The following is a 19,609-nucleotide window of genomic DNA, read 5'->3' on the forward strand; positions in this document are numbered from 1 at the left end:
TTGTCCGGGGTACCGAACGGACTACTACCGTCCTGGCCGGCGCTGGGTATGGTCGGCGAGGCGGGGTGGTGAGGAGGGTCCAGGAAGATGAGTGAACAGGGCGGGTCGGTGAAGGTCGTCGATACGACGGTTTCCCGGCGTGGGAGTACACGGCTGATCGTGGTGCTGGGCGCGTTGTCGGCGTTCGGGCCGATCACGACGGATCTGTATCTGCCGAGTCTGCCACAGGCGGCGATGGCGTTGCACGCGAGTCAGGCCGGGATCCAGCTGTCGCTGACGACCTGTCTGATCGGGTTGGCGCTGGGGCAGCTGCTGGCCGGTCCGCTCAGCGACCGATGGGGCAGACGGCGTCCGATGATCGCCGGGATGGTCGTGTTCACCGTCGCCTCGGTGCTGTGCGCCCTCGCGCCCACGGTCGCACTGCTGGACGCGGCGCGGCTGCTGCAGGGGCTGGCCGGTGCGGCCGGAATCGTCATCTCCTTCGCGATCGTCCGGGACAGTTGGTCCGGAACCCGAGGAGCGCGGGCATTTTCGATCCTGCTCGGGGTCAGCGGCGCGGCGCCGGTCGTCGCGCCGGTGGCGGGTGCGCAGCTGTTGCGGGTGATCGATTGGCGCGGGCTGTTCTGGGTGCTGGCTGTACTGGGGCTGCTCTTCGTGATCATCGCGATCCTGGGCGTGCCCGAGACGCTGCCGCCGCAGGCGCGGCACCGAGGCGAACTCACCGCGACCTTCGCCGCGCTGCGCCGGATCGCGGTCGTGCCCGAATTCGCCGGATTCGCACTGGCCGGTGCGCTGTCCTTCGCGGCGATGTTCGCCTACATCTCCGCGTCCTCGTTCGTCTTCCAGACCCTGTTCGCGCTCAGCCCACAGGTTTTCGGCCTGATCTTCGCCGCCAACGGCATCGGGATCGTGCTGGCCAACGCCCTGAACATCCGGCTGTTGCGGCGTTGGTCCCCTCGCCGTGTCCTGGATCTGGGCCTGACCATGGTGTGCGTGGGCGCGGTCGCGGTGCTGATCGTGGCGCTCGCGCACGGCGGGCCCGTGGCGATCGAGATTCCGCTGTTCGTGATGGTGTCCTCCATCGGGCTGACGATGCCCAATGCCGCGGCCCTGGCCCTCGAGCGATTCGGCGACGTGTCCGGAAGCGCGTCGGCGTTGGTCGGCTGCACGCAGTTCGTCCTGGGCGCGGTCGTGGCCCCGCTGGTCGGCCTGGGCGGGCACAGCGCGGTCCCGATGGGCGTGGTCACCGTGACCGTCGCCGTCCTCGCGGTGGTCGCCCGCGTCGGTCTGGTGACCTTCGGCAGCCGATCCACCGAGCGGACCGAGATCGGCTAGGTCATCGGACGCGTCGGCCGCGCCCGGGACGGCTCAGGGCACGTATCGCAGGATGGCCGCCGCATGTGCGCTGTCGGGCAGGTCCGCGGCGCGCACCGCCAGTACCCGGCCGTCGGAAAGCAATACGCGGCGGGCGATTTCGTCGAGGATGCCCGGTGCGTCCGCCTGGCCGGTGGCCGCGAAGGCGAGCGATCCGTCCTCGCCGACGGTTCCGGGAACCGGGGTGTCGATATCCACCATGAGGGTTCGCACCATGCCGAACGTCGCGGCGCGGGCGATATCGGACAGATCCGCCGTGCCGCGGCCGTCACCGCGACGTTGCTCGAATTCCGCACGCAGCGCGGACAATTCGTCCGCGTAGTGGCCGTCCAGGACGGTGCGGGCGCGGGCGGCCAGTTCCGCGTCGGCCAGATGTTCCGGATTGCCCGCGAGCTCCTCGGTCAGCAGGCTCGGATAGCTGTTCACCGAGCGGAACAGCGATGCGGTCGGTTCGGCCGCGGCGAGAATCAGCGGAACATCCCTGCCGGACAGCACATTTCGCAACGCGTGATCCACCGCGCGGCAGAACTGCCGGATCCGCACCTTCCGGCCCTCGGTGCCCTGTAGCCGTCCGTGCGGGCTGCGGCTCATGCCCGGCTGGGCGATATGGTCGATCAGACTCACCGGCAGCCCGGCCACCGCGACGTCCTGCGCCGGTTCGTCCGGGGTCACCTCGACCAGGCGCACCGCATTCTCCGACAGTGCCAGCACGAAGGCATCCTGCGGAAAGGTGATGGTGCGCAACAGTGGTTTGATGTCGAACCGATCCCCGACGGTGACGCCCGCCTCGAGCCGATTCGGCACCCGGAACGTCCGCATCCGCTCGGGCGTCGCGAGCACCACCAGCGTGCGCGACTGATACCGCCAGTACTCCTCGTCGTCGATCAGGTCCTCGAACTCCTCCTCGAGGGCCACCCGGGCTTCCTTGTCGGTGACCTGTTCGAGCGCCTGGCGGGTCTGATTCCCGAACGCGATCCGATTCTTGTCCGGCGTCGGCCTGCTCACCTCGGTCGGGGTGTAGATCGAGACACACCACGGCTCGACGGTCGATACGAGGGCGAGGATCTCACCGCGGGTCGGAATATCGGTGTGCAGCATGCGTATCCTCCGTATCTCGGCGTCGGCGGGTTCGGGCCCGTCGGTGGATCAGAGCAGGCCGATATTGTGTTCGGCCGTGGTCACGACGTTGTCCAGATCTCCGTGCAGCGTCTGCCTGGCCAGGCTCAGCGTGAAGCCCGCGGCCGTCGCGCCCGGCACGTGCGCGGGCATGGCCAGTGCGTGCTTGTCGACCAGCACATCCAGCACCACCGGTCCGCCCCTGTGCGCCAACGCGGTTCGGATCGCATCGGGCAGCTCGCCCGGCTTCTCGACGCGAATTCCCTTGGCCCCCATGGCCTCGGCGACCTTGCCGAAGTCCGGGTTGCGGAACTCGGTGCCGAACGGGATCAGCCCGGCCTCCTGCTGCTCGATGTCGACGAAATCGAGCATGCCGTTGTTCAGCACGACGTTCACCACCGGCGTCCTGCGCTGCACCTGGGTGAGCAGATCGCCCAGGCCGAGCATGGTGAACCCGCCGTCACCGCACAGGGCGATGGTCTGGCGTCCCGGGAAGGCGAGTTGTGCGCCGAAGGCGTTGGGGGAGGCGTTGGCCATCGAGGCCCAGGAGAACGATCCGAACAGGCGTCGGTCGCCCCCGTAGTGGATGTGCCGCGAGGCCCAGATGACCGCGGTGCCGGTGTCGGCGAAGAACAGCGCGTCGTCGTCGGCCGCCTCGTCCAGGAGTGCGGCGAGGTATTCGGGCCGGATCGGCGTCAGCTCCGGACCTCGGGTGACGTAGTGCTGCAGATGTTTCTCGAAGCTGCGCGTCGCCTTCACACATTTGTTCAGGAATCGGTTCGCGGACTTGGCCGCGACCATGGGCAGCAGTTCGCTCACGGTGGCCTGCACGTCACCGATGACGCCCAGCGCCAAGGGAATTCGCCGGCCGAGGCGCCGCGGGTTGCGATCGACCTGGATGACCTTGACGCCGGTGTGCGGCAGGAAGTTCGGGAAGGGGAAGTCGGTGCCGAGCATGAGCAGCACATCGCACTTGTTGATCGCCTCCCAGCAGCCGCCGTAGCCGAGCAGTCCGGTCATGCCGACCGCATTCGGGTTGTCGTGCTCGAGCCACTGCTTACCTTTGAGCGAATAGCCCACCGGCGCTTGTAGTTTCGCGGCCAGAGCGCGCACCTCGACGCCCGCGTCGGCGCAACCGTCGCCGCCGAATACCGCGATTCGATCGGCGTCGTCGATGATCTCGGCCATGGCCGTGAGATCAGCGGCCGCCGCCGCAGGCCGCTGCGGCGCCGGAACCGACAGGCGCAGAGACAGTTTCGGTGCGTCCTGCACCGCCACGTCGCCGGGCAGGGCCACCACGGTCGGCCCGTGCTCGGCCATCGCGATGGTCACCGCGCTGCTCACGACGTGATGCAACTGCGCGGGATTGGTGATGCGGCCGATGTAGTGCGCCGCGGTGTCGAAGAACTTGTAGGGATTGAGTTCTTCGACGGTGCCGCTGTCCAGCAGCGCGGACTCGCTGTCACCGGCGAGGGCGATGATCGGCGCGCCTTCCTTGCGGGCATCGAGCAGGCCGTTGATCAGATGGGTCACGCCCGGCCCGGCGGTGCCGCACACCGCGACCGGCCGACCGGTCAGGCATGCCTCGGCGACCGCGGCGAAGACGCCGTACTCCTCGTGCCGCACATGGACGAAATCGATGTTCCCGTTGCGGCGCATGGCGTCGATGACCGGGTTGAGCGCGTCGCCCACGATGCCGTAGCACCGGCGCACGCCCGCCGAGACCAGCATGTCCCACAGTCCGTCGGCGACGTTCTTCGCCATACCGCTACCCGCCTCCCACTCGTCGTGATCCTGCGAGCGATCGCGAGCCGGGCAGTTGCCATGGGCCCACTCGGGAAGGATATTCAGAGCATGCGGCGTTTGCGAAGGGTTCGCTATATTTCGAACGAGTCACGATTGGGTGGGCGCGCCCGGACCTGGGGTGCAGGTCCGGACGCGTCGCGGTGAGGTGACCCGGTTCGGCGTCTGCTACTCGTCGATCTCGATGGCCAGCGCCGGGCACACCCGGGCCGCGTCACGCACCGCCTCGTACTGGTCCTCGGTGGGCTCGTCCTGCAGCAGCACCACGACGCCGTCCTCGTCGCGCTGGTCGAATACGGCCTCGGACATCATCACGCACTGTCCCGAGCCGACGCATTTGTCCTGATCCACGATGACTTTCATGAGCAAGCTCCTTACCAGGCGATGGGGAGGGAATGGACGCCGTAGACGACCATCTCGTGTTTGAACTGCACGTCGTCGATCGGAATCGCAAGGCGCAGTGAGGGTATCCGCTTGTAGAGGGTGCTGTAGACCACCTGCAGCTCCATCCGCGCCAGCGGCTGGCCCAGGCACTGGTGCACGCCGTAGCCGAAGGCCACGTGATGACGCGCCTTGCGGTGGATGTCCAGCACGTCCGGGTCCGGGAATGCCGAATCATCCCGGTTGCCTGCGTCATTGGCCAGGATGACGCCCTCGCCCGCGCGGACCAGCCGTCCGCCGACCTCGACGTCCTGCAGGGCGACCCGCCGACGTCCGCCGTGCACGATGTTCAGATACCGCAGCAGCTCCTCGACCGCGTTCGCGATCAACGCCGGATCCTCGGTCTCGCGCAGTTCGGCGAGTTGATCGGGATGTTCCAGCAGGGCCAGGGTGCCCAGCGCGATCATGTTGGCCGTCGTCTCGTGCCCGGCGATCAACATCAGCACGCTCATATCCGCGGCTTCCTCCACGGTCAGCTCGCCCGCGGCGACCTGCCCGCTCACCAGTCTGCCGATCAGGTCGTCGGTCGGCGTCTGTTGTTTGGCCGCAATGAGTTTCAGGAGATATTCGCGTAGCGCCTCGTTGGCGGCGATCGCCTCCTCGGGGGGCGCCTCGCGGGAGATGAGCTTGCGGCTGCAGGACTGGAAGAATTCGTGATCCTCGTACGGCACGCCGAGCAGCTCACAGATGACCAGCGAGGGCACCGGAAGTGCGAACGCGGTCACCAGATCCGCGGGCTGCGGACCGGCGAGCATATCGTCGATCAGCCCGTCCACGATCTGCTGCACGCGCGGCCGCATGGCCTCGACCCGTTTGACCATGAAGTTGCGGGTCAACATCTTTCGCTGTCGATCGTGTTCGGGATCGTCCATCGCGATGAACGCGCGGAAGGTGCGACGTCGCGCGTTGATCGCCGCCGACTGATGCGGGTAGCCCTCCTTGCGGGTATCGGCGCTGAACCGCTGGTCCGCGAGAACAGCGCGCTGCTCGTCGTAACCCGTGACGAGCCAAGGTGTTTCGTCGTTCCAGATGCGTACCCGGCTGACCGGACCGACCTCGCGCAGCTGTGGCGGCGGGTCGAACGGACAGCCCGTGGCTCGCGCCATCGGGTATGCGGGAAGGGATTCGGTCATCGTGACCCCCTGACAGAGTTACTAAACAATCGTTCACTAACTCGGCCAGAATAGATCCCGTTGGTTCTGCTAAGCAACGATTAGCGAGATGTGAAGGGAGTCAATCGATGACGAGCGAGATGAGCTCGTCGACGAAATCGGTCACGATCTCGGTCGGCTGTGCGCCCTGGCCGGCATGCCACAGCGCGACCCTGCCGTGCGTCCCGACGAAGACCACCACCGCGGCCCGATCCGGTGGCAGCCGCAACCGCACCCCGGTCTGCTGGCAGTGCTCGAACGCGGTGATCACCTGCTGCACGAACTGCAGGAGCGGACCCGGGCGCGCGGCCTGTGCGGGCCGGTTGTCGATCATCAGGCGGTAGTGGCCCGGACTGTCCAGGGCGAATCGGCAGTACGCCTTCATCTGCGCGCGCACCCGATCCAGCGCCGCCTCGGGCGGGAACTGCGCCTGCGCATCGGCCATCGCCGTGGCCAGTTGGGTGGCGTCGTATTCGATCAGGCCGTCGACCAGAGCGGATTTGTCGCTGAAGTGCTGATAGATACTCGCCGGTGAGATTCCGGCGGCGCGTGCCACGCCGCGGATCGTGAGTCCCTCCTCGCTGCCCAGATCCGACAGCAACCGTGCGGCGGCCTCGAGGATCTCCAGCCGCAACCGCTCGCCCTGGCCCCAGGGGTTGCGTGCGCGTTGCGAGGTCTCACCCACGCGAGCACTGTAACCGTTGCGAGTGCCGTGAGTCCGACCTTCCTCGCCAGCGTTGGCGAGCCCGGCCGGGGCCCGCCGCAATCATCGGGTCAGGCCCAGCATCGCCGCCGTCAGACCGAAGTCCGGGCCCAGGTCCTGAACCCGTCCGGTCCGGCAGCCATCGGCCCGCAATTCGACCCGCGCACAGAAGGTACTGACTATCTCCCCGCTGACGGTGCCGATCAGCGCGTGCGCGCGGCCGAACCGGCCGGGGCGATCGACCAGGCGATCGAGGTTCTCGGACAGCAGCGGGATGACGTCCGTGCTTTCGATGATCTGGGATGCGTTGGCGCGCAACTGATCGGTCGCGGTCGTCAGGCCGGTCAGGCTGTCGGCCAGCCGATCTCGATACGCGCCGAAGGCGGTGCCGGTGTTGGCCAGGACCGCTTCGAGCTGAGCCAGCGTCGCCTGGAGCCCGGTGGACTGTTCGGCCAGCAGCGTGGACATGCGGGTGACGTTGTTGCCGAATTCGCGCACGGATGCGTCGTTGTCGGCCAGCATCGAGGTCAGGTCGTTGAGCTGAACGATGATCTGCGCGAGCGCATCCCCGTTGAGCACACCCACCCGCAACGCGCCGGTCAGCGCCGTCAACGTGTCGCGGATCTTCGCACCCCGTCCGTCGAGCATGTCGTGCAGCAGGGTGCCCGACAGCGGGCCCTGCGTACTGCCCGGCGGTGGGGCCAGGGCGGCGGTGAATCTGTCGATGGTCTGCAGCAGCGTGTCCAGTTCGACCGGGCTGCGGGTCGATTCGACGGTCAGATGCGCGCCGTCGGTCAGGGTCCGGCCGCCGGTGTACGCGGGGGAGAGCTCGATATGCCGATCGGTCACGATGGACTGGGAAATCAGTGCGGCCGTGACGTTTTCGGGGATCGTGACGTCGTGGTCGATGCTCATGTGGACTTCGGCGTACCGGGGATGCGGCACGATCTTGTCCACCGTGCCGACCCGCAGGCCCAGAACCGTGACCGGATTGCCCGCGAACATGCCCGAGATACTGCGGAAATCGGCCGTGATGTGGGTCGGTTCGGGGCGTCCCGGCATCACCGAGCAACCGGTGCAGCCGAGTACGACCATGCCGATCAGCACCACCGCCGCACCCCGTATCCAGTGCGCCATGGTGCTGCTCCTCGGGGCGGGGACGGCTGGTGAACGAGGCATCGCCCGATAGCAAGCCAAGGTAGCAGCGGCGTGCCGGTCCCACTGCGCAGTTGAACAATTTCCTGGACATCTGTATCGCCGGAGGGATTCCGGTGTGCCCCGCAGGCATTCGGCAACAGAATGTGTGAAACCGGACACAGCGTCCGGCTATATCTCGGCTATTGCCGGGTCACTCCTCGACGGTGACGGTCAGTCGCGGTTTGGCGGTATCGGCCTCGTCGGCCACCATCTGCCACACCGAATCGATCATCGGAGCCAGCAGCAGTTCGCCGAACTGCCGCACCAGCACCGCGACCACCTGGGTCGATTCGCGGCGGGAAGTCGAGGCCAGACCTGCTTCGCGCAGGGCGACGACCTCGCTGCGCACCAGCTCCACCTGGCGTTCCAGGAATTTCAGCCGGGTCGGCTCCGGTTCGAGGACGGCGCGGCGGATGTAGTTCACCACGGCCGGGTTCTCGCGCAGCATCTCCCGCACGGCCTCGTCCCGCGCGCCCGCGACCTCGCCCGGGGTTCCGGTGTTGGGCACCGAGTGCACGGCCTGATAGAAGTACTCGCTCACCAGCTGATCGACGGCCTCGCGCAGCCCCGCCTTGGTCTTGAAGTGGTGCTGGACCAGGCCGAGCGTCACGCCCGCCTCGGCGGCGACCGCCCGCAGTGACACCCGGGACTCGCCGTACTGCGCGAACAGATCCATGGCGGCATTGCGGATCCGTGCCTTGGCGGTCAGATCCTCGTTCGTCGCGCGTGGATTCAGCATCGGTCCTCAGCTCGTCAGGGTCTGCCGAAGATCTTACGTCGCGTAGTAGTCCAGCCCCGCGGGAAATAGCGGTGCTGTTGACCGGCAGACAATACAACTGTACTGTCCGTTGCCGTGAACGACCGGGGTGTGCAACCCCGCGCGCCGGAAAGCAGAGGGATCACGCATGTCCGAACTCTTCCCCGACTACCGTCCCTCCTGGGAGACCGATCAGCATCGCGAACTGCGCAAGCACGCGGCGGAGTTCTTCCGCAAGGAGAGCGTGCCGCATCGCGAGCGCTGGAGCGGGCAGCACATGGTCGACCGCGAATTCTGGAACAAGGCCGGTGCGGCGGGCCTGCTCGGACTGGATCTGCCGGAGGAATTCGGCGGCGCCGGAGGCGATTTCGGCATGCAGGCGGTCGTGCAGGAGGAACTGGTCTACGCGCACGACAACGGGTTCGGCTTCTCGGTGCATTCGCCGATCGTGTCGCACTACATCCACCAGTACGGCAGTGCGGAACAACGGCGAAAGTGGTTGCCGGGCATCATCGCCGGTGAACTGGTGCTGGCCGTGGCCATGACCGAGCCCGGGACCGGCTCGGACCTGCAAGCGGTGCGCACCACGGCGATCCGCGACGGAGATCATTACGTGGTCAACGGCTCGAAGACGTTCATCTCCAATGGAACTCACTGCGATCTGGTGGTCATCGTCGCCAAGACCGATCCGGCCAAGGGCGCCGCGGGCGTCTCGCTGATCGTGGCCGAGACCAAGGATCTGGCAGGCTTCGAGCGGGGCCGGGTGCTGGAGAAGATGGGCCAGCACGCCCAGGACACCCGCGAGCTGTTCTTCTCCGATATGCGCGTGCCGGTCGCGAACCTCCTCGGCGAGCAGGAAGGTCTGGGCTTCTACCAGCTCATGGAGCAGCTCGCGCGGGAGCGGCTCATCATCGCGAGCATCTGCTCGGCACTGGCCGAGGCCGCGGTGCTCGAGGCGCTGCGGTATTCGCGGGAGCGGGAGGCGTTCGGGCGCCCGATCGGCAAATTCCAGCACAACGCCTTCACCCTGGCCGAGGTCAAGACCGAGGCGCTGGCCATCAAAACCCTTGTGGACTACGCGATCTCACAGTACGTCGGCGGAAAGAACGACCCGGCCACCGCGTCCATGGCCAAGTTGTTCGCCGCCGAGACCGCCGACAAGGTGGTCGACAAATGCCTGCAACTCTTCGGCGGCTACGGCTACATGATGGAGTATCCGATCGCCAACATGTACACCGGCTCGCGGGTGAACCGAATCTACGGTGGCACGAGCGAAATCATGAAGGAGATCATCTCCCGCTCACTGTGAGTTCATCGCTCCGGGCTGCACTGGGCGGGATCGGCGAGTTCGCCACACGGCGTACCGCCGTGCGAGCGGATGATGTCCTTGCCCGCGTTGTCGGTGAGGTAGCGCAGGAATGCCGCGGCGAGCGAGTCGTACGGCAATTCGCCGTTGCTGTAGGCGTATTCGACGCCCCAGAAGGCGTAATTGTGCGCCAGGACCTCGTCGCGGGTGGGCTGATGCTTGTCGATGGTGACCGCGGTGACGCCCGGATAATCAGCGGCCTCGGTGTAAGAGGAGTAGCCGACCGCGCCGGGAATGTCCGCGACAGCTTTGAGCATGTCACCGGTCAGCGGCACCTCGCAGGCCGCCACACCGGGTGGATTCGTGACCTGGATGGTCCGGCAGCTGGCCTCCGGGAGCGTCACGGAACTGCCGCCGAGCAGACGCTGCTGGAAGGTCTCGCGGGTGCCGGATCCGAAGGCACGGTTGACCAGTCGCACCGGCAGGTCGGGTCCGCCGAGCTTGTTCCAGTTGCTGATCCGGCCCTCGAACAGATCCCGGATCTGCGGGGCGGTCAGATCCCGCACGCCCAGATCGCCGCGCACGATCACCGAGAACACCGCCATGGCCAGCGGACGCGGCAGCAGATCGGGATAGCCGACACCCTTGGGGCCGTCGGTGATGGCCAGCAGTCCCGGATCGCCGTGGCCCTTCTCGTCGACGGTGGTCAGGCCGCGTTCACTGCCGTCGAATGCGAAGGTGAAATTCGCTGTGGGACAAGTCTTCCGGTAGGCGGTGGCGGCATCCTTGATCACCGGTTCGAAGGCCGAGGACCCCACCAGAGTGAGCTGGCCCGCAATGCAGTCCGGTGCCGGCGGATTGTTCCCGGCCAGCGAGATGCCGAATTGCACGACGATGACGACCACCAGAAATCCGATGAACGCCAGCATATTTCGGGACAGTCCGGTGCGACTCTGGGTCGCCCGGACCCGGCCGCCCTTGAGCTTGCCGTGCAGTGAGGGCTCCGGATACGGGCCGTTGCCGGTCCCGCGCGCGAGAATGGCGAGAATTTTGTAGTGGTCTCGCCGGTTCATCGGGACCTTCGGCAGGTCGATGACGCCGACGTCGTGCGTTTCGTCCGCGTGCGCCGCGATACCTCGGCCCGGCTCGAGATACGCCCCGAGGATGTTGTCGCTCAGCTCGGTCACCGCCATTCCGGCGATCCGGCGATGCGGGAAATGCAGGCGCAACCCGACCCGTTCGTCGTCGGGCATCGCGTAATCGGCGGAATCGATGTTCGTGACGCCGTCGTTCTCCACGCGGATCAGCACGGTCGACAGGTCCTGCAGATGCGTGTCCGCACTACCGCCGTCGGGCTGCAATTGTTCCAGAACGCCCGGAAATACCGACTCGATCTCCCCGGTCACCGGCGTATCCATCTGGACGCGGTAGCCCAGGCGTTTACGCCGCATGATCACGAATTCCCAGAAGAACGCGATCAACGACACCACGAGCGCGATGACCGGCAACCCGATCTGCACCAGATAGCTGTCCACTCGGATCTTTCCCCCGAATATCTTGATGTCCAGCAATTTTCGCCCCGGATGCTCCCGAATCCACCCCCGGCTCGCATTGTTGGGCAACAATTCATCGTTCGGATGGTTCGAGCGAGGCTCGGCGCCGTCGGGGCGGATCAGGCGTCGTGGAAGACCAGGCCGAGGGTGTGCCGACGACCGGAACGCACGACGCTCACCCCGTGCCGCATCGGGGCCGCGGACCAGCCGCGGGCCCCGCGCACCGGGCGCTCGCGGGTGGTGAAGATCAGCCCGTGGCCGTGCGGTAACAGCGTTGCCGAGCCGCGGGATTGGGCTCGTGGCCGCTGCTCGACCATGAGGAATTCGCCGCCGGTGTAGTCGCGGCCGGGTTCATTCAGGCCGATGACCACCTGGAGCGGAAAGATCATGTCGCCGAACAGGTCTCGGTGCAGTGCGTTCCAGTCGCCGGGGCCGTAGCGCAACAGGATCTGCGCGGATTTGTGCTGTCCGGCCCTGTGGCACAGGGTGATCCAGTCCTCCAGGCGTTCGGGCCAGCTCCCGGGACGGCCGAATTTCGCCGCCCAGTCCCGGGCGATGGGCAGGAGTTTCGGATAGAACGCGCTGCGCAGTTCGCGGACCGGTTCGGGTAGGTCGTGGTCGAAGTAGCGGTATTCGCCCGAGCCGAAGCGATGCCGGGACATGATCACCGTACTGCGGAACAACTCCGGGTGCTCGTAGAGAGCGGCCAGGGCCCGGCACTCCTCGGCGCGCAACAGCGGTCCGGTGAGCGCATATCCGTACTCGTCCAGCTCCTCGACCAGCGCGGGCCAGTCCTGGTCCGCGACCCGGGCGGCGATCTCGCTCGAATTATGCTGTGCGGCGGGCATATTCGAGGTCCAGAAGTACTCGCTTGTTGTCCAGGCCGCCCGCGTAGCCGGTCAGGGCGCCGTTCGCGCCGACGACCCGGTGACACGGCCGCACGATCAGCAGCGGGTTCGCGCCGATGGCCGTGCCCACCGCGCGCACCGCCGCGCGCGAGGCGCCGATCTGCTCGGCGATCCGCCCGTAGCCGACGGTGGTTCCGTAGGGGATCTCGTCCACTGCCTGCCACACGCGGCGCTGGAAATCTGTTCCGCCAGTGGTGTATTCGAGGTCGAAATGCGTTCGCTCGCCCGCGAAGTAGTCGTTCAGCTGAGCGATCACTTCGGTGAACGCCTCCGGCGCCGCGGTCCGGTCGCCCACGGCCGGGGTCTTCTTCCCGCCACTCATGGACACCGAATCCAGGGCGAGGCCGTCCGGGCCGAGCTCGCCGGTCAGCAGTAGTTCCCCGACCGGGCTGTTCATCGTCGCGTACACGGCCATCGCGATTCCTCTCACTCGTCGCGTCGTATCCTCACCGACGACTCTGCCCGAGTTCCCCGTCCGATACCAGCGGTAATCGGACATGGCATTCGGTGGCGATCCGGCAACGAGTTTCCTGCTCGAGGTCGTGCGCACGCGGAAATCGGACGATTGTCGGCCGCGATCGGATCAGTCGGCGGCCGCTCGCCCGGGGCGGATATCGATATCGCTCCGCGCCAGGAGTGCGGCGAGCTGCCGCCACCGACGATGCCGATGCGGATGCCCGAACATGACGTGGATGAACAACCGGACGCCGAATCCGTGCAGTCCGTCCCGCACCTCGATCTCATCGGTGTAGCGGCAACGGGTGTCGTCGATCGGTTCGAAGGTCAGGTGGTGATTCCAGATCCGCACGGGATGGCCGTTGCCGTTCCGCAGGGGGCATCGCCGGGTGCGGAATCAGGAGTCCGGGTCCGTGCGCTTCAGGAAGGATTTCGATTCGTCGATCGGAGTGTTCTGCGCCGCGGACAGCCACCACCGCCCGTCGCGCTCCACCAGGACGTACAGGGCGACTTCCGAGAAGGCGCCCGGTTCGACGGCCTGTCTGCGGATCTGGGTGACGACCACGCCCGGGGCAGGACTGGCCGCTGCCACGACCTCGAAGCGGGACGACGGTGCGACGGGTTCGCTCAGCCGCATCATTCGGCGGTGGATCGCGTTGATCCGGCTGTGCCCCACGACCAGCGCGCCGAAGGGGGTGCCCCACAACACGTCCGCGGCGAACGAGTTGTCGTAGCGGTCGGCGTCGGCCGTCTCGCCCGCCTTCTGTAATTCGGCGGCGAGGTCGGCGGCCACGGCCTGTGCGGTCGTATCGGCGGCCTGGTCGTGCAGATTCGGTCGAGTATCCATGTCATCCTCCGCTCTCTGATGCTGATCACAGCCTGCAAGCTCAACCAAAGTTGAGGTCAAGCCGGTGTGAGCGAGGTGACGGTCTCGTGGTCGGCTAGGGGTTCCGGGCCGAATCGATCCGGTCCAGGAGCCGGCGTGGTCCGGTCGTGCGGGCCCCGAGCGCCTCGATGCGGGCCCGCAGGCCGCGGTCCGCGGTGACGACGAGGACCTGTGCGTGGTCGCCGTGTTCGGCCGTGACCGCGACGATCGCGTCGTCGCCGGAGCCCGCGGCGCGTACCACCCTGATGTTGCGGAATTCGTTGTCGTCCACCGCTTTTGCGGCACCCTCGAGGACGACGACCACCTCGCACGAGTGCGGAAGGTGTTCCCGCAGCGCTGCCAGGCCCGTCAGCAGCCGCCGCGCTGCGCCCGCGCGGTCGCGCCACCAGCCGTCGGGGCGGGAGCCGACGACATTGGCCGCGTCCACGACGAGCATCCGCACGGAATCGTCCACGTGCTCAGTCTCCATCAAGGGAGTCGGCCGGTCGCGCAGCGGTGCGTGTCCAACGTGGCCGGTACTCCAGCCGTGTGTGGCCGTTCGGATCAGTACGGCGCGGTTCCGGCCGATCGTGGCGGCAGCGGCGGGAGTTCCAGATTGTCGCGGAAGGTGTCGCCCACGTAGTCGCGGCCGACGATGCCACGCTTGCGGAGTTCGGGCAGCAGTCCGGCGAGCAGGAAGTCCCGGGTGCGCGGATCGTCGAGACCGCCGAGGCCGATGACGTCGAGAACGCCTGCGGAATAACGTTCCTCGATCGCGTCGGCCAGCTGCTCCGGAGTGCCCGCGGCGGCCCAGTGTCCGGTGTCCTTGGCGGCGATGATCAACTCCCGCAGCGTCTTTCCGGACCGAGCGTAACCGGTGAAGATCTCCACCCGGCCGCGCCGCCGATGCACCGAACGCACCTCCGGCAGCAGATGTTCCGGAATCGGCTCGTCCAGTGGTAGATCGGTCAGATCGACTCCGCCGCCGAGCATATCGGCCAGGGCGTGGCGTCCCGCCTCGAAGTCGGTGGCCTCTTCGCGTTCGCGTACCAGGCGCAGTGCTTCGGCCTCGGTGGCGCCGTAGGTGGCGTGCAATGAGCTGAAGATCAACGGAAGTCCGTCGGCGCGGCCCAGTTCCGCTGCGCGCGTGCGGATTCGCTTGGTGTAGGTCAATGCGTCGTCCAAGGTGCCCAGTGAGGTGAACACCACCTCCGCGAACCGGGCGCCGAGCTCCACCCCGCCCTCGGACTGCCCGGCCTGGAACTGCACCGGCCGACGTTGCGGCAGTGGCGGGATGTTGAGTGGACCGCGAACCGTGAAGTGGTCGCCCGCGTACTCGATCGGACGTACCGATTCCGCGTTCAACCGCGCCCCGCCCCGCCCGTCCGAGGTCAGCGCATCGGGCCCCCAGCTGTCGAACAGCGCGTTGACGACCTCGATCGATTCCGCCGCGCGGGCGTACCGTTCCTCCGGACTCGGCAGCTCGGCGTCGCCGTAGTTCTCCTCGCCGACCGAGGAGGTCACCGCATTCCACGCCGCGCGGCCGTTGCTGATGTGATCGAGTGTGCCGAACAGTCGCGCCAGGTTGTACGGGTGATGGAACGTGGTGGTGACGGTCGCGATCAGGCCGACGTGCCGGGTGACCGCGCTCAACGCGGACAGCACGATCAGCGGCTCCTGCGCCCCGATCGCGCCCTGCATGCCGAAGCTGAGCAGGTCGGCGGCGAACAACGCGGCGAACCGGTGTTCCTCCGCGAGCCGGGCCGTCTCGAGCAGATCGGTGAGCGTGGACTTCCCCGGATCGATCGCCGCGGCATAGACCTTGGGAGATCCGCTCACCCCGGTCACGATCTTCAGCGGCCGCCGCCGGTCGGTGCTTGCCATACCGCGACGCTAACCAGGCACACCGGTATCGCCCACGGGTTACGCTCAGCGAGATCCTTTCCCGCAGTGCGTGATCGCCGCATTCACCCGCCCGAGGCCGCGTCCCCTGCCGCCGAATTCCGTAGACTGCGGGGGTGACCGATCTCGCGGATTTCGCCCGGCTGATCGCCGGTGATCATGGGCTCTGTGTCGTGTCGACCGCCCGAGCGGATGGCACGATCCACTCCTCACTCGTCAACGCCGGTGTGCTGAAACACCCGCTGACCGGCGAGGAAGTAGTAGGGATGGTGCTGCGCGGCGGCACTCGCAAGTTGGCGAATCTGCGGGCCCGGCCGCGGATGACGGCCGTCGTGCGCGTCGGCTGGGAGTGGGCCGCCGCCGAGGGGCCGGTGTGGATCACCGGACCCGACGATCCGGTCCCCGGAATCGACCCCGAACGCCTGCGTCTGCTGCTGCGGGAGGTGTTCACTGCGGCCGGCGGCACCCACGAGGATTGGGACGAATACGACCGCGTCATGGCACAGGAGCGCCGGGCGGTCGTGCTGATCGTTCCCGATCGCGTCTACGCCAACGGCTGAGCGGCAGCCCAGGCCAGCGGCAGCACCACGTCCACGTTGTCCCGCTGGGCCAGGGGCAGCAGCATCTTCATCGTCGCGTCGAAGCGATCCGCGAAGTGCGGAAGCGGGCGCAGTGGCCGGTCCAGCCCGGTGAAGAAGTCGTCCCAGTGCACCAGCACGACCCGCCGTGCGTCGACCGCGCCGACGACGTCGTCCCAGTACCGCCGCACGAACTCGGGTGACTGCCTGCCCAGACCGCCGATGCCCAGATAGACGACCTCCGCGCGACGTCCGTCCAGCATGCCGGGACGGTGATTCGCACTGGCGTGCATCAGAATTCGACCGAGCGGATGTTCGATGAGCACCGAGTAGGCGGTCCCGGTCTTCCATGCGCGGGTGCGCGCGGGCGGAACCAGCGGCCGCGTCACTATGCCCGGATAACGGTCACCCGGACTGTGCACCGAATCCAGGAACGTCAGTGTGAACTGCCCGTATTCGAGAGTGTCCCCGTCGCCCACCACCCGCAGCGAGGATTCGGCCAGGCCGAGCCCGCGCCCGATGTTCGCGGTGGACTCCGACCCGACCAGCTCCGCACCGGTCTGCAGGCACCACACCGGCGCGTCCAGGGCGTGGTCGTAATGCGAGTGCGCGCAGAACACCGCGTTCAGCGTCCGCACGTTCAGCCGTTCGATCGCGGCCCGGACCAGCCCCGGATCCGGCGCGATCCGCCCCAGCGCGACCCGCAGCAGCCCCGGCCGCGTGACGAACCCGTCGCACAGCAGACTCGTCGTGTCGTCCGACAGCAGCAGCGAACTGGTCCCGAGGAAGTGCGCCGTCAACCCGCCGGGTGTCACATCGGCGCGCTGCTGGTAGGCGTGGTAGGGCGCGAGATCGGGACGGCCGAGGGGAGTTCTCACCCCGTTATCCTGCACCTGTTGCCGTGCGATCGGGCGGAGCGCGCCGTGTGGGCTGCGATCTGCTAGCCGAACAGCACGGGCAGTGAGGTGGGGGATCGGAAGACCTGGCCGCGGATGTGCGGATCGTCCGCATCGGGGTCGAGCCGCAGATTCGGCAGTTTGTCCAGCATCTTCTCCAGGGCCAGTCGCATCTCGGTGCGGGCCAGGTGGATGCCCAGGCAGTTGTGCGGTCCCTGCCCGAAGGACATGTGCGGGCGCGGCGCGCGGAAGATGTCGAAGTCGTCCGGATCGTTCCACCGGCTCTCGTCCCGATTGGCGGCGGCGAGCATCAGCATCACCGTCGACCCCTTCGGAATGGGCACATCGTGCAGGACCGTACTGGTGGTGGCCATGCGGGTGATGTTCAGCAGCGGTGTCTCGAACCGGATCGACTCCTCGACCGCGCGGGGGATCAGCGCCCGATTGTCCCGCAGCGCGTTGAGCTGATCCGGACGAGACAGCAAGGTGCACAACATATTTCCGGTCGATCGATAGGTCGTCTCGATCCCGGCGGGCAGCAGCAGTCGCAGGAAGGAGAAGATCTCCTCGTCGCTCAGGCGCTCGCCGTCCAGTTCGGCCCGGGACAGATCGCTGATCAGATCCTCGCGCGGTTCGCGGCGACGCTCGGCGAGGATCTCCGCGAGATACGCCTTGACCTCCTGTGAAGCGGTGATGGCGCGTTCGCGGTTGGAGTGGAACCCGAGAATGGCGATCGACCAGCGCTGGAACTGCCGCAGATCCTCCCGCGGCAGGCCGAGCATCCCGGCGGTCACGAGGGTCGGGAAGGGAAAGGTGAACTCGGTGACCAGATCGGCGTGTCCGCGGTCGGCGAACCGGTCGATCAACTCGTCCGCGACCGGGACGATGAGCCGTTCCTCCCAGTTCGCCAGGGCCTTCTGCCGGAACGCGGTGGACACCAGCGCGCGGTAGCGGCGGTGTTCGGGATCGTCCATCCCCAGAATGATGTGCTTGCCCATGATGTCGCCCATGAGCATGTCGATGATGTGCGCCGAGGAGTAGGTCTTGCCGTCGCGCAGCACCTCGAGGATATCTACGTAGCCGTAGACGAAGAACACCGCCGCATCGTCGGCGTGCGGCATGTTCGAGGTGTCCAGGCGCTGCACCGGATGCTCCCGGCGAGCGGCGGCCAGTTCCGGATACGGGTCGCGGACATCGCCCGCGACGTCGTCGTCGAATACCTCGAAGACGCTGTCGTCACCGGCTTCGCGCTCCTGCCCGCTCGCAGCCGGCGGTTCGACCTGGTCTGCGGTGGCCTTGACGTGTGTGTCCACGAACCCTCCTCGGTAAGACCAAATATTCGTTCCGAAGCGTACTGAGCGCTCAGAGGCGGGTCAATACCCGTCAAACACGGTTCAAGTCGACCGTTGACGACGGACGCGCGCGATCCGTAACATGTGGAACGAATTTTAGGTTCGCTGCTCGAGCCGCCTGGCAGACGGAGATACACGTGGCCTACGAAAGTACTGCCGAGCCCATCAAACTCGGCTATCTGTTCGACTTCCGACTTCCCGAGAGCTTTCCGCCGGATATGCGGGACGACCTGACCCGCCCGTTCCATCTGGTGTTCGCCGAGGGACAACGACTCGGCCTGATCGACCGTCCGGTGGAGATCGTCTTCCGCGAGGTGGAGGGCTTGCCCAAGGGCTCGGTGAAGGCGGTGATCGATGCGTACGGGGAACTGGTGGACGAGGGGTGCCTGGCCGTATTCGGCCCGCACATCACCGATAACGCCGTTCCGATGCGGGAGGAGATCGAACGCCGATTCCGGGTTCCGGCGATCAATGTCTCGGGGTCGGAGGACTGGCTCGGCGAATGGACCTTCGCCCTGCCGCAGGGGTCGATGACCGACGAGCCGGTCTTCTGGGCGCATCTACTCGCCAAGGGCGGGCACACCGAGGTCGGCGCGCTGGTGGAACGCTCCCTGGTGGGCGAGAGCTACATCCGGAATTTTCGGAAAGCCTGCCGCGAGGAGGGAATTCGCATCGTCGCCGAGGTGGCCATCCCGCAGACCGCGCAGGACATCAGCGAGGAGGTGCGTGCACTGCGCGAGGCGAAGGCGCAGGCGATCGTGCACTGCGGCTTCGGATTCGGGGTCGCGATGGGGAATCCCGCACTCGCCGCGCTGAATTGGGATCCGCCGCGGTTCATGGGCACCGCATTCCAGAATGCCTGGATCAACGAACTGCTGTGGAACGCCTTCCTCGGCTGGACCGGCCTGGACCAGTACGACGAGGGAAACCTGGTGGGACAGCGGTTTCTGGATGTCTACCAGGCCGATTCCGGGCGTCGCCCGCAGTACTGCGTCCCCGTGGTGAACCGCGACATCGCGACAGTTCTGTTGCACGCCTTCGCCGATGCGCATCCGCTGTCTCCGCGCGGGGTCGCCGAGGCGCTCGAACGGGTCAAGATGTTGCCGGCCGCGGCCGGCGCCCCCGGCACCCGGCTCTCGTTCGGGAAGTGGACCCGGCGGGGGTGGATGGGCGCGGGCTATCTGGTTGCGCGGCAACTGGATCCGGACGGCGTGACATCGCACCTGGTCGCGCGATTCGGGCAGGAGTAGA

The 19,609-nt window shown here is 67.0% G+C and carries 20 protein-coding genes; 4 read left to right on the forward strand and 16 right to left on the reverse strand.

The features are described 5' to 3' along the window. Positions 1–87: 87 nt before the first annotated feature. Entirely contained in the window at positions 88–1,335 is a 1,248-nt protein-coding gene (locus tag ON40_RS07750) for a multidrug effflux MFS transporter (RefSeq protein WP_051192815.1), read from the forward strand. Positions 1,336–1,368: 33 nt separating this feature from the next. Here the strand turns inward: ON40_RS07750 and ON40_RS07755 are convergent, their stop codons facing one another. The 7 genes from ON40_RS07755 to ON40_RS07785 form a co-directional block, all read right to left on the reverse strand. Next, positions 1,369–2,472, reverse strand: a complete 1,104-nt coding sequence (locus ON40_RS07755) for a baeRF11 domain-containing protein (RefSeq protein WP_040820030.1) — start codon at positions 2,470–2,472, stop codon at positions 1,369–1,371. Positions 2,473–2,520: 48 nt separating this feature from the next. After that, on the reverse strand, positions 2,521–4,254 hold the full coding sequence (locus ON40_RS07760) for a thiamine pyrophosphate-dependent enzyme (protein ID WP_040820032.1): 1,734 nt from the start codon (positions 4,252–4,254) through the stop codon (positions 2,521–2,523). 207 nt (positions 4,255–4,461) lie between these two features. Then, positions 4,462–4,656, reverse strand: coding sequence for a ferredoxin (locus tag ON40_RS07765; protein ID WP_040820035.1), 195 nt, complete (start codon positions 4,654–4,656; stop codon positions 4,462–4,464). A gap of 11 nt (positions 4,657–4,667) precedes the next feature. Beyond that, a complete protein-coding gene (locus tag ON40_RS07770; RefSeq protein WP_040820037.1) occupies positions 4,668–5,867 on the reverse strand; it encodes a cytochrome P450 in 1,200 nt (399 codons plus the stop codon). A gap of 100 nt (positions 5,868–5,967) precedes the next feature. Then, positions 5,968–6,570, reverse strand: coding sequence for a TetR/AcrR family transcriptional regulator (locus ON40_RS07775; protein WP_218008752.1), 603 nt, complete (start codon positions 6,568–6,570; stop codon positions 5,968–5,970). 81 nt (positions 6,571–6,651) lie between these two features. After that, positions 6,652–7,725, reverse strand: a complete 1,074-nt coding sequence (locus tag ON40_RS07780) for an MCE family protein (protein WP_040820039.1) — start codon at positions 7,723–7,725, stop codon at positions 6,652–6,654. Positions 7,726–7,936: 211 nt separating this feature from the next. Next, positions 7,937–8,524, reverse strand: coding sequence for a TetR/AcrR family transcriptional regulator (locus ON40_RS07785; RefSeq protein ID WP_040820040.1), 588 nt, complete (start codon positions 8,522–8,524; stop codon positions 7,937–7,939). Positions 8,525–8,690: 166 nt separating this feature from the next. On the opposite strand from ON40_RS07785, the gene ON40_RS07790 reads away from it, so the two are divergent. Continuing rightward, positions 8,691–9,851, forward strand: a complete 1,161-nt coding sequence (locus ON40_RS07790) for an acyl-CoA dehydrogenase family protein (protein WP_040820042.1) — start codon at positions 8,691–8,693, stop codon at positions 9,849–9,851. Positions 9,852–9,853: 2 nt separating this feature from the next. Here ON40_RS07790 and ON40_RS07795 read toward each other — a convergent pair whose 3' ends face one another. The 7 genes from ON40_RS07795 to ON40_RS07825 form a co-directional block, all read right to left on the reverse strand. Continuing rightward, positions 9,854–11,470 (reverse strand): substrate-binding domain-containing protein, encoded by a 1,617-nt coding sequence (locus ON40_RS07795; RefSeq protein ID WP_245567708.1) that lies wholly within the window; start codon positions 11,468–11,470, stop codon positions 9,854–9,856. A gap of 50 nt (positions 11,471–11,520) precedes the next feature. Then, positions 11,521–12,249: a 2OG-Fe(II) oxygenase gene (locus tag ON40_RS07800; RefSeq protein WP_040820044.1), complete on the reverse strand. Its 729-nt coding sequence runs from the start codon at positions 12,247–12,249 to the stop codon at positions 11,521–11,523. Further along, positions 12,230–12,724, reverse strand: coding sequence for a methylated-DNA--[protein]-cysteine S-methyltransferase (locus ON40_RS07805; RefSeq protein ID WP_040820046.1), 495 nt, complete (start codon positions 12,722–12,724; stop codon positions 12,230–12,232). The genes ON40_RS07800 and ON40_RS07805 overlap by 20 nt, the downstream gene beginning before the upstream one ends. Positions 12,725–12,892: 168 nt before the next feature. After that, positions 12,893–13,117: a hypothetical protein gene (locus ON40_RS07810; protein ID WP_051192816.1), complete on the reverse strand. Its 225-nt coding sequence runs from the start codon at positions 13,115–13,117 to the stop codon at positions 12,893–12,895. Positions 13,118–13,162: 45 nt separating this feature from the next. Then, positions 13,163–13,612, reverse strand: coding sequence for an SgcJ/EcaC family oxidoreductase (locus tag ON40_RS07815; protein ID WP_051192817.1), 450 nt, complete (start codon positions 13,610–13,612; stop codon positions 13,163–13,165). Between the two features lie 94 nt (positions 13,613–13,706). Then, positions 13,707–14,120 carry an NYN domain-containing protein gene (locus ON40_RS07820; protein WP_040820048.1) on the reverse strand — a complete coding sequence of 138 codons (414 nt, stop codon included), beginning with the start codon at positions 14,118–14,120 and terminating at the stop codon, positions 13,707–13,709. A gap of 74 nt (positions 14,121–14,194) precedes the next feature. Next, positions 14,195–15,514, reverse strand: a complete 1,320-nt coding sequence (locus tag ON40_RS07825; protein ID WP_040820051.1) for an NtaA/DmoA family FMN-dependent monooxygenase — start codon at positions 15,512–15,514, stop codon at positions 14,195–14,197. 134 nt (positions 15,515–15,648) lie between these two features. On the opposite strand from ON40_RS07825, the gene ON40_RS07830 reads away from it, so the two are divergent. Beyond that, entirely contained in the window at positions 15,649–16,092 is a 444-nt protein-coding gene (locus ON40_RS07830) for a pyridoxamine 5'-phosphate oxidase family protein (protein ID WP_040820053.1), read from the forward strand. Here ON40_RS07830 and ON40_RS07835 read toward each other — a convergent pair. Then, positions 16,077–16,988, reverse strand: a complete 912-nt coding sequence (locus ON40_RS07835; protein ID WP_040820176.1) for an MBL fold metallo-hydrolase — start codon at positions 16,986–16,988, stop codon at positions 16,077–16,079. The genes ON40_RS07830 and ON40_RS07835 overlap by 16 nt on opposite strands. A gap of 62 nt (positions 16,989–17,050) precedes the next feature. Beyond that, the gene (locus ON40_RS07840; protein WP_083895476.1) at positions 17,051–18,319 is read right to left on the reverse strand and encodes a cytochrome P450; all 1,269 of its coding nucleotides are present in this window, start codon (positions 18,317–18,319) and stop codon (positions 17,051–17,053) included. Positions 18,320–18,495: 176 nt separating this feature from the next. Between ON40_RS07840 and ON40_RS07845 the strand changes: the two genes are divergently transcribed. Next, complete coding sequence (locus ON40_RS07845) at positions 18,496–19,608, forward strand: ABC transporter substrate-binding protein (protein WP_040820056.1); 1,113 nt, start codon at positions 18,496–18,498, stop codon at positions 19,606–19,608. Position 19,609 lies beyond the last annotated feature (1 nt).

The organism is Nocardia jiangxiensis NBRC 101359, assembly GCF_000308615.1.
In the GTDB taxonomy this organism is placed as follows: Bacteria; Actinomycetota; Actinomycetes; order Mycobacteriales; family Mycobacteriaceae; genus Nocardia; species Nocardia jiangxiensis.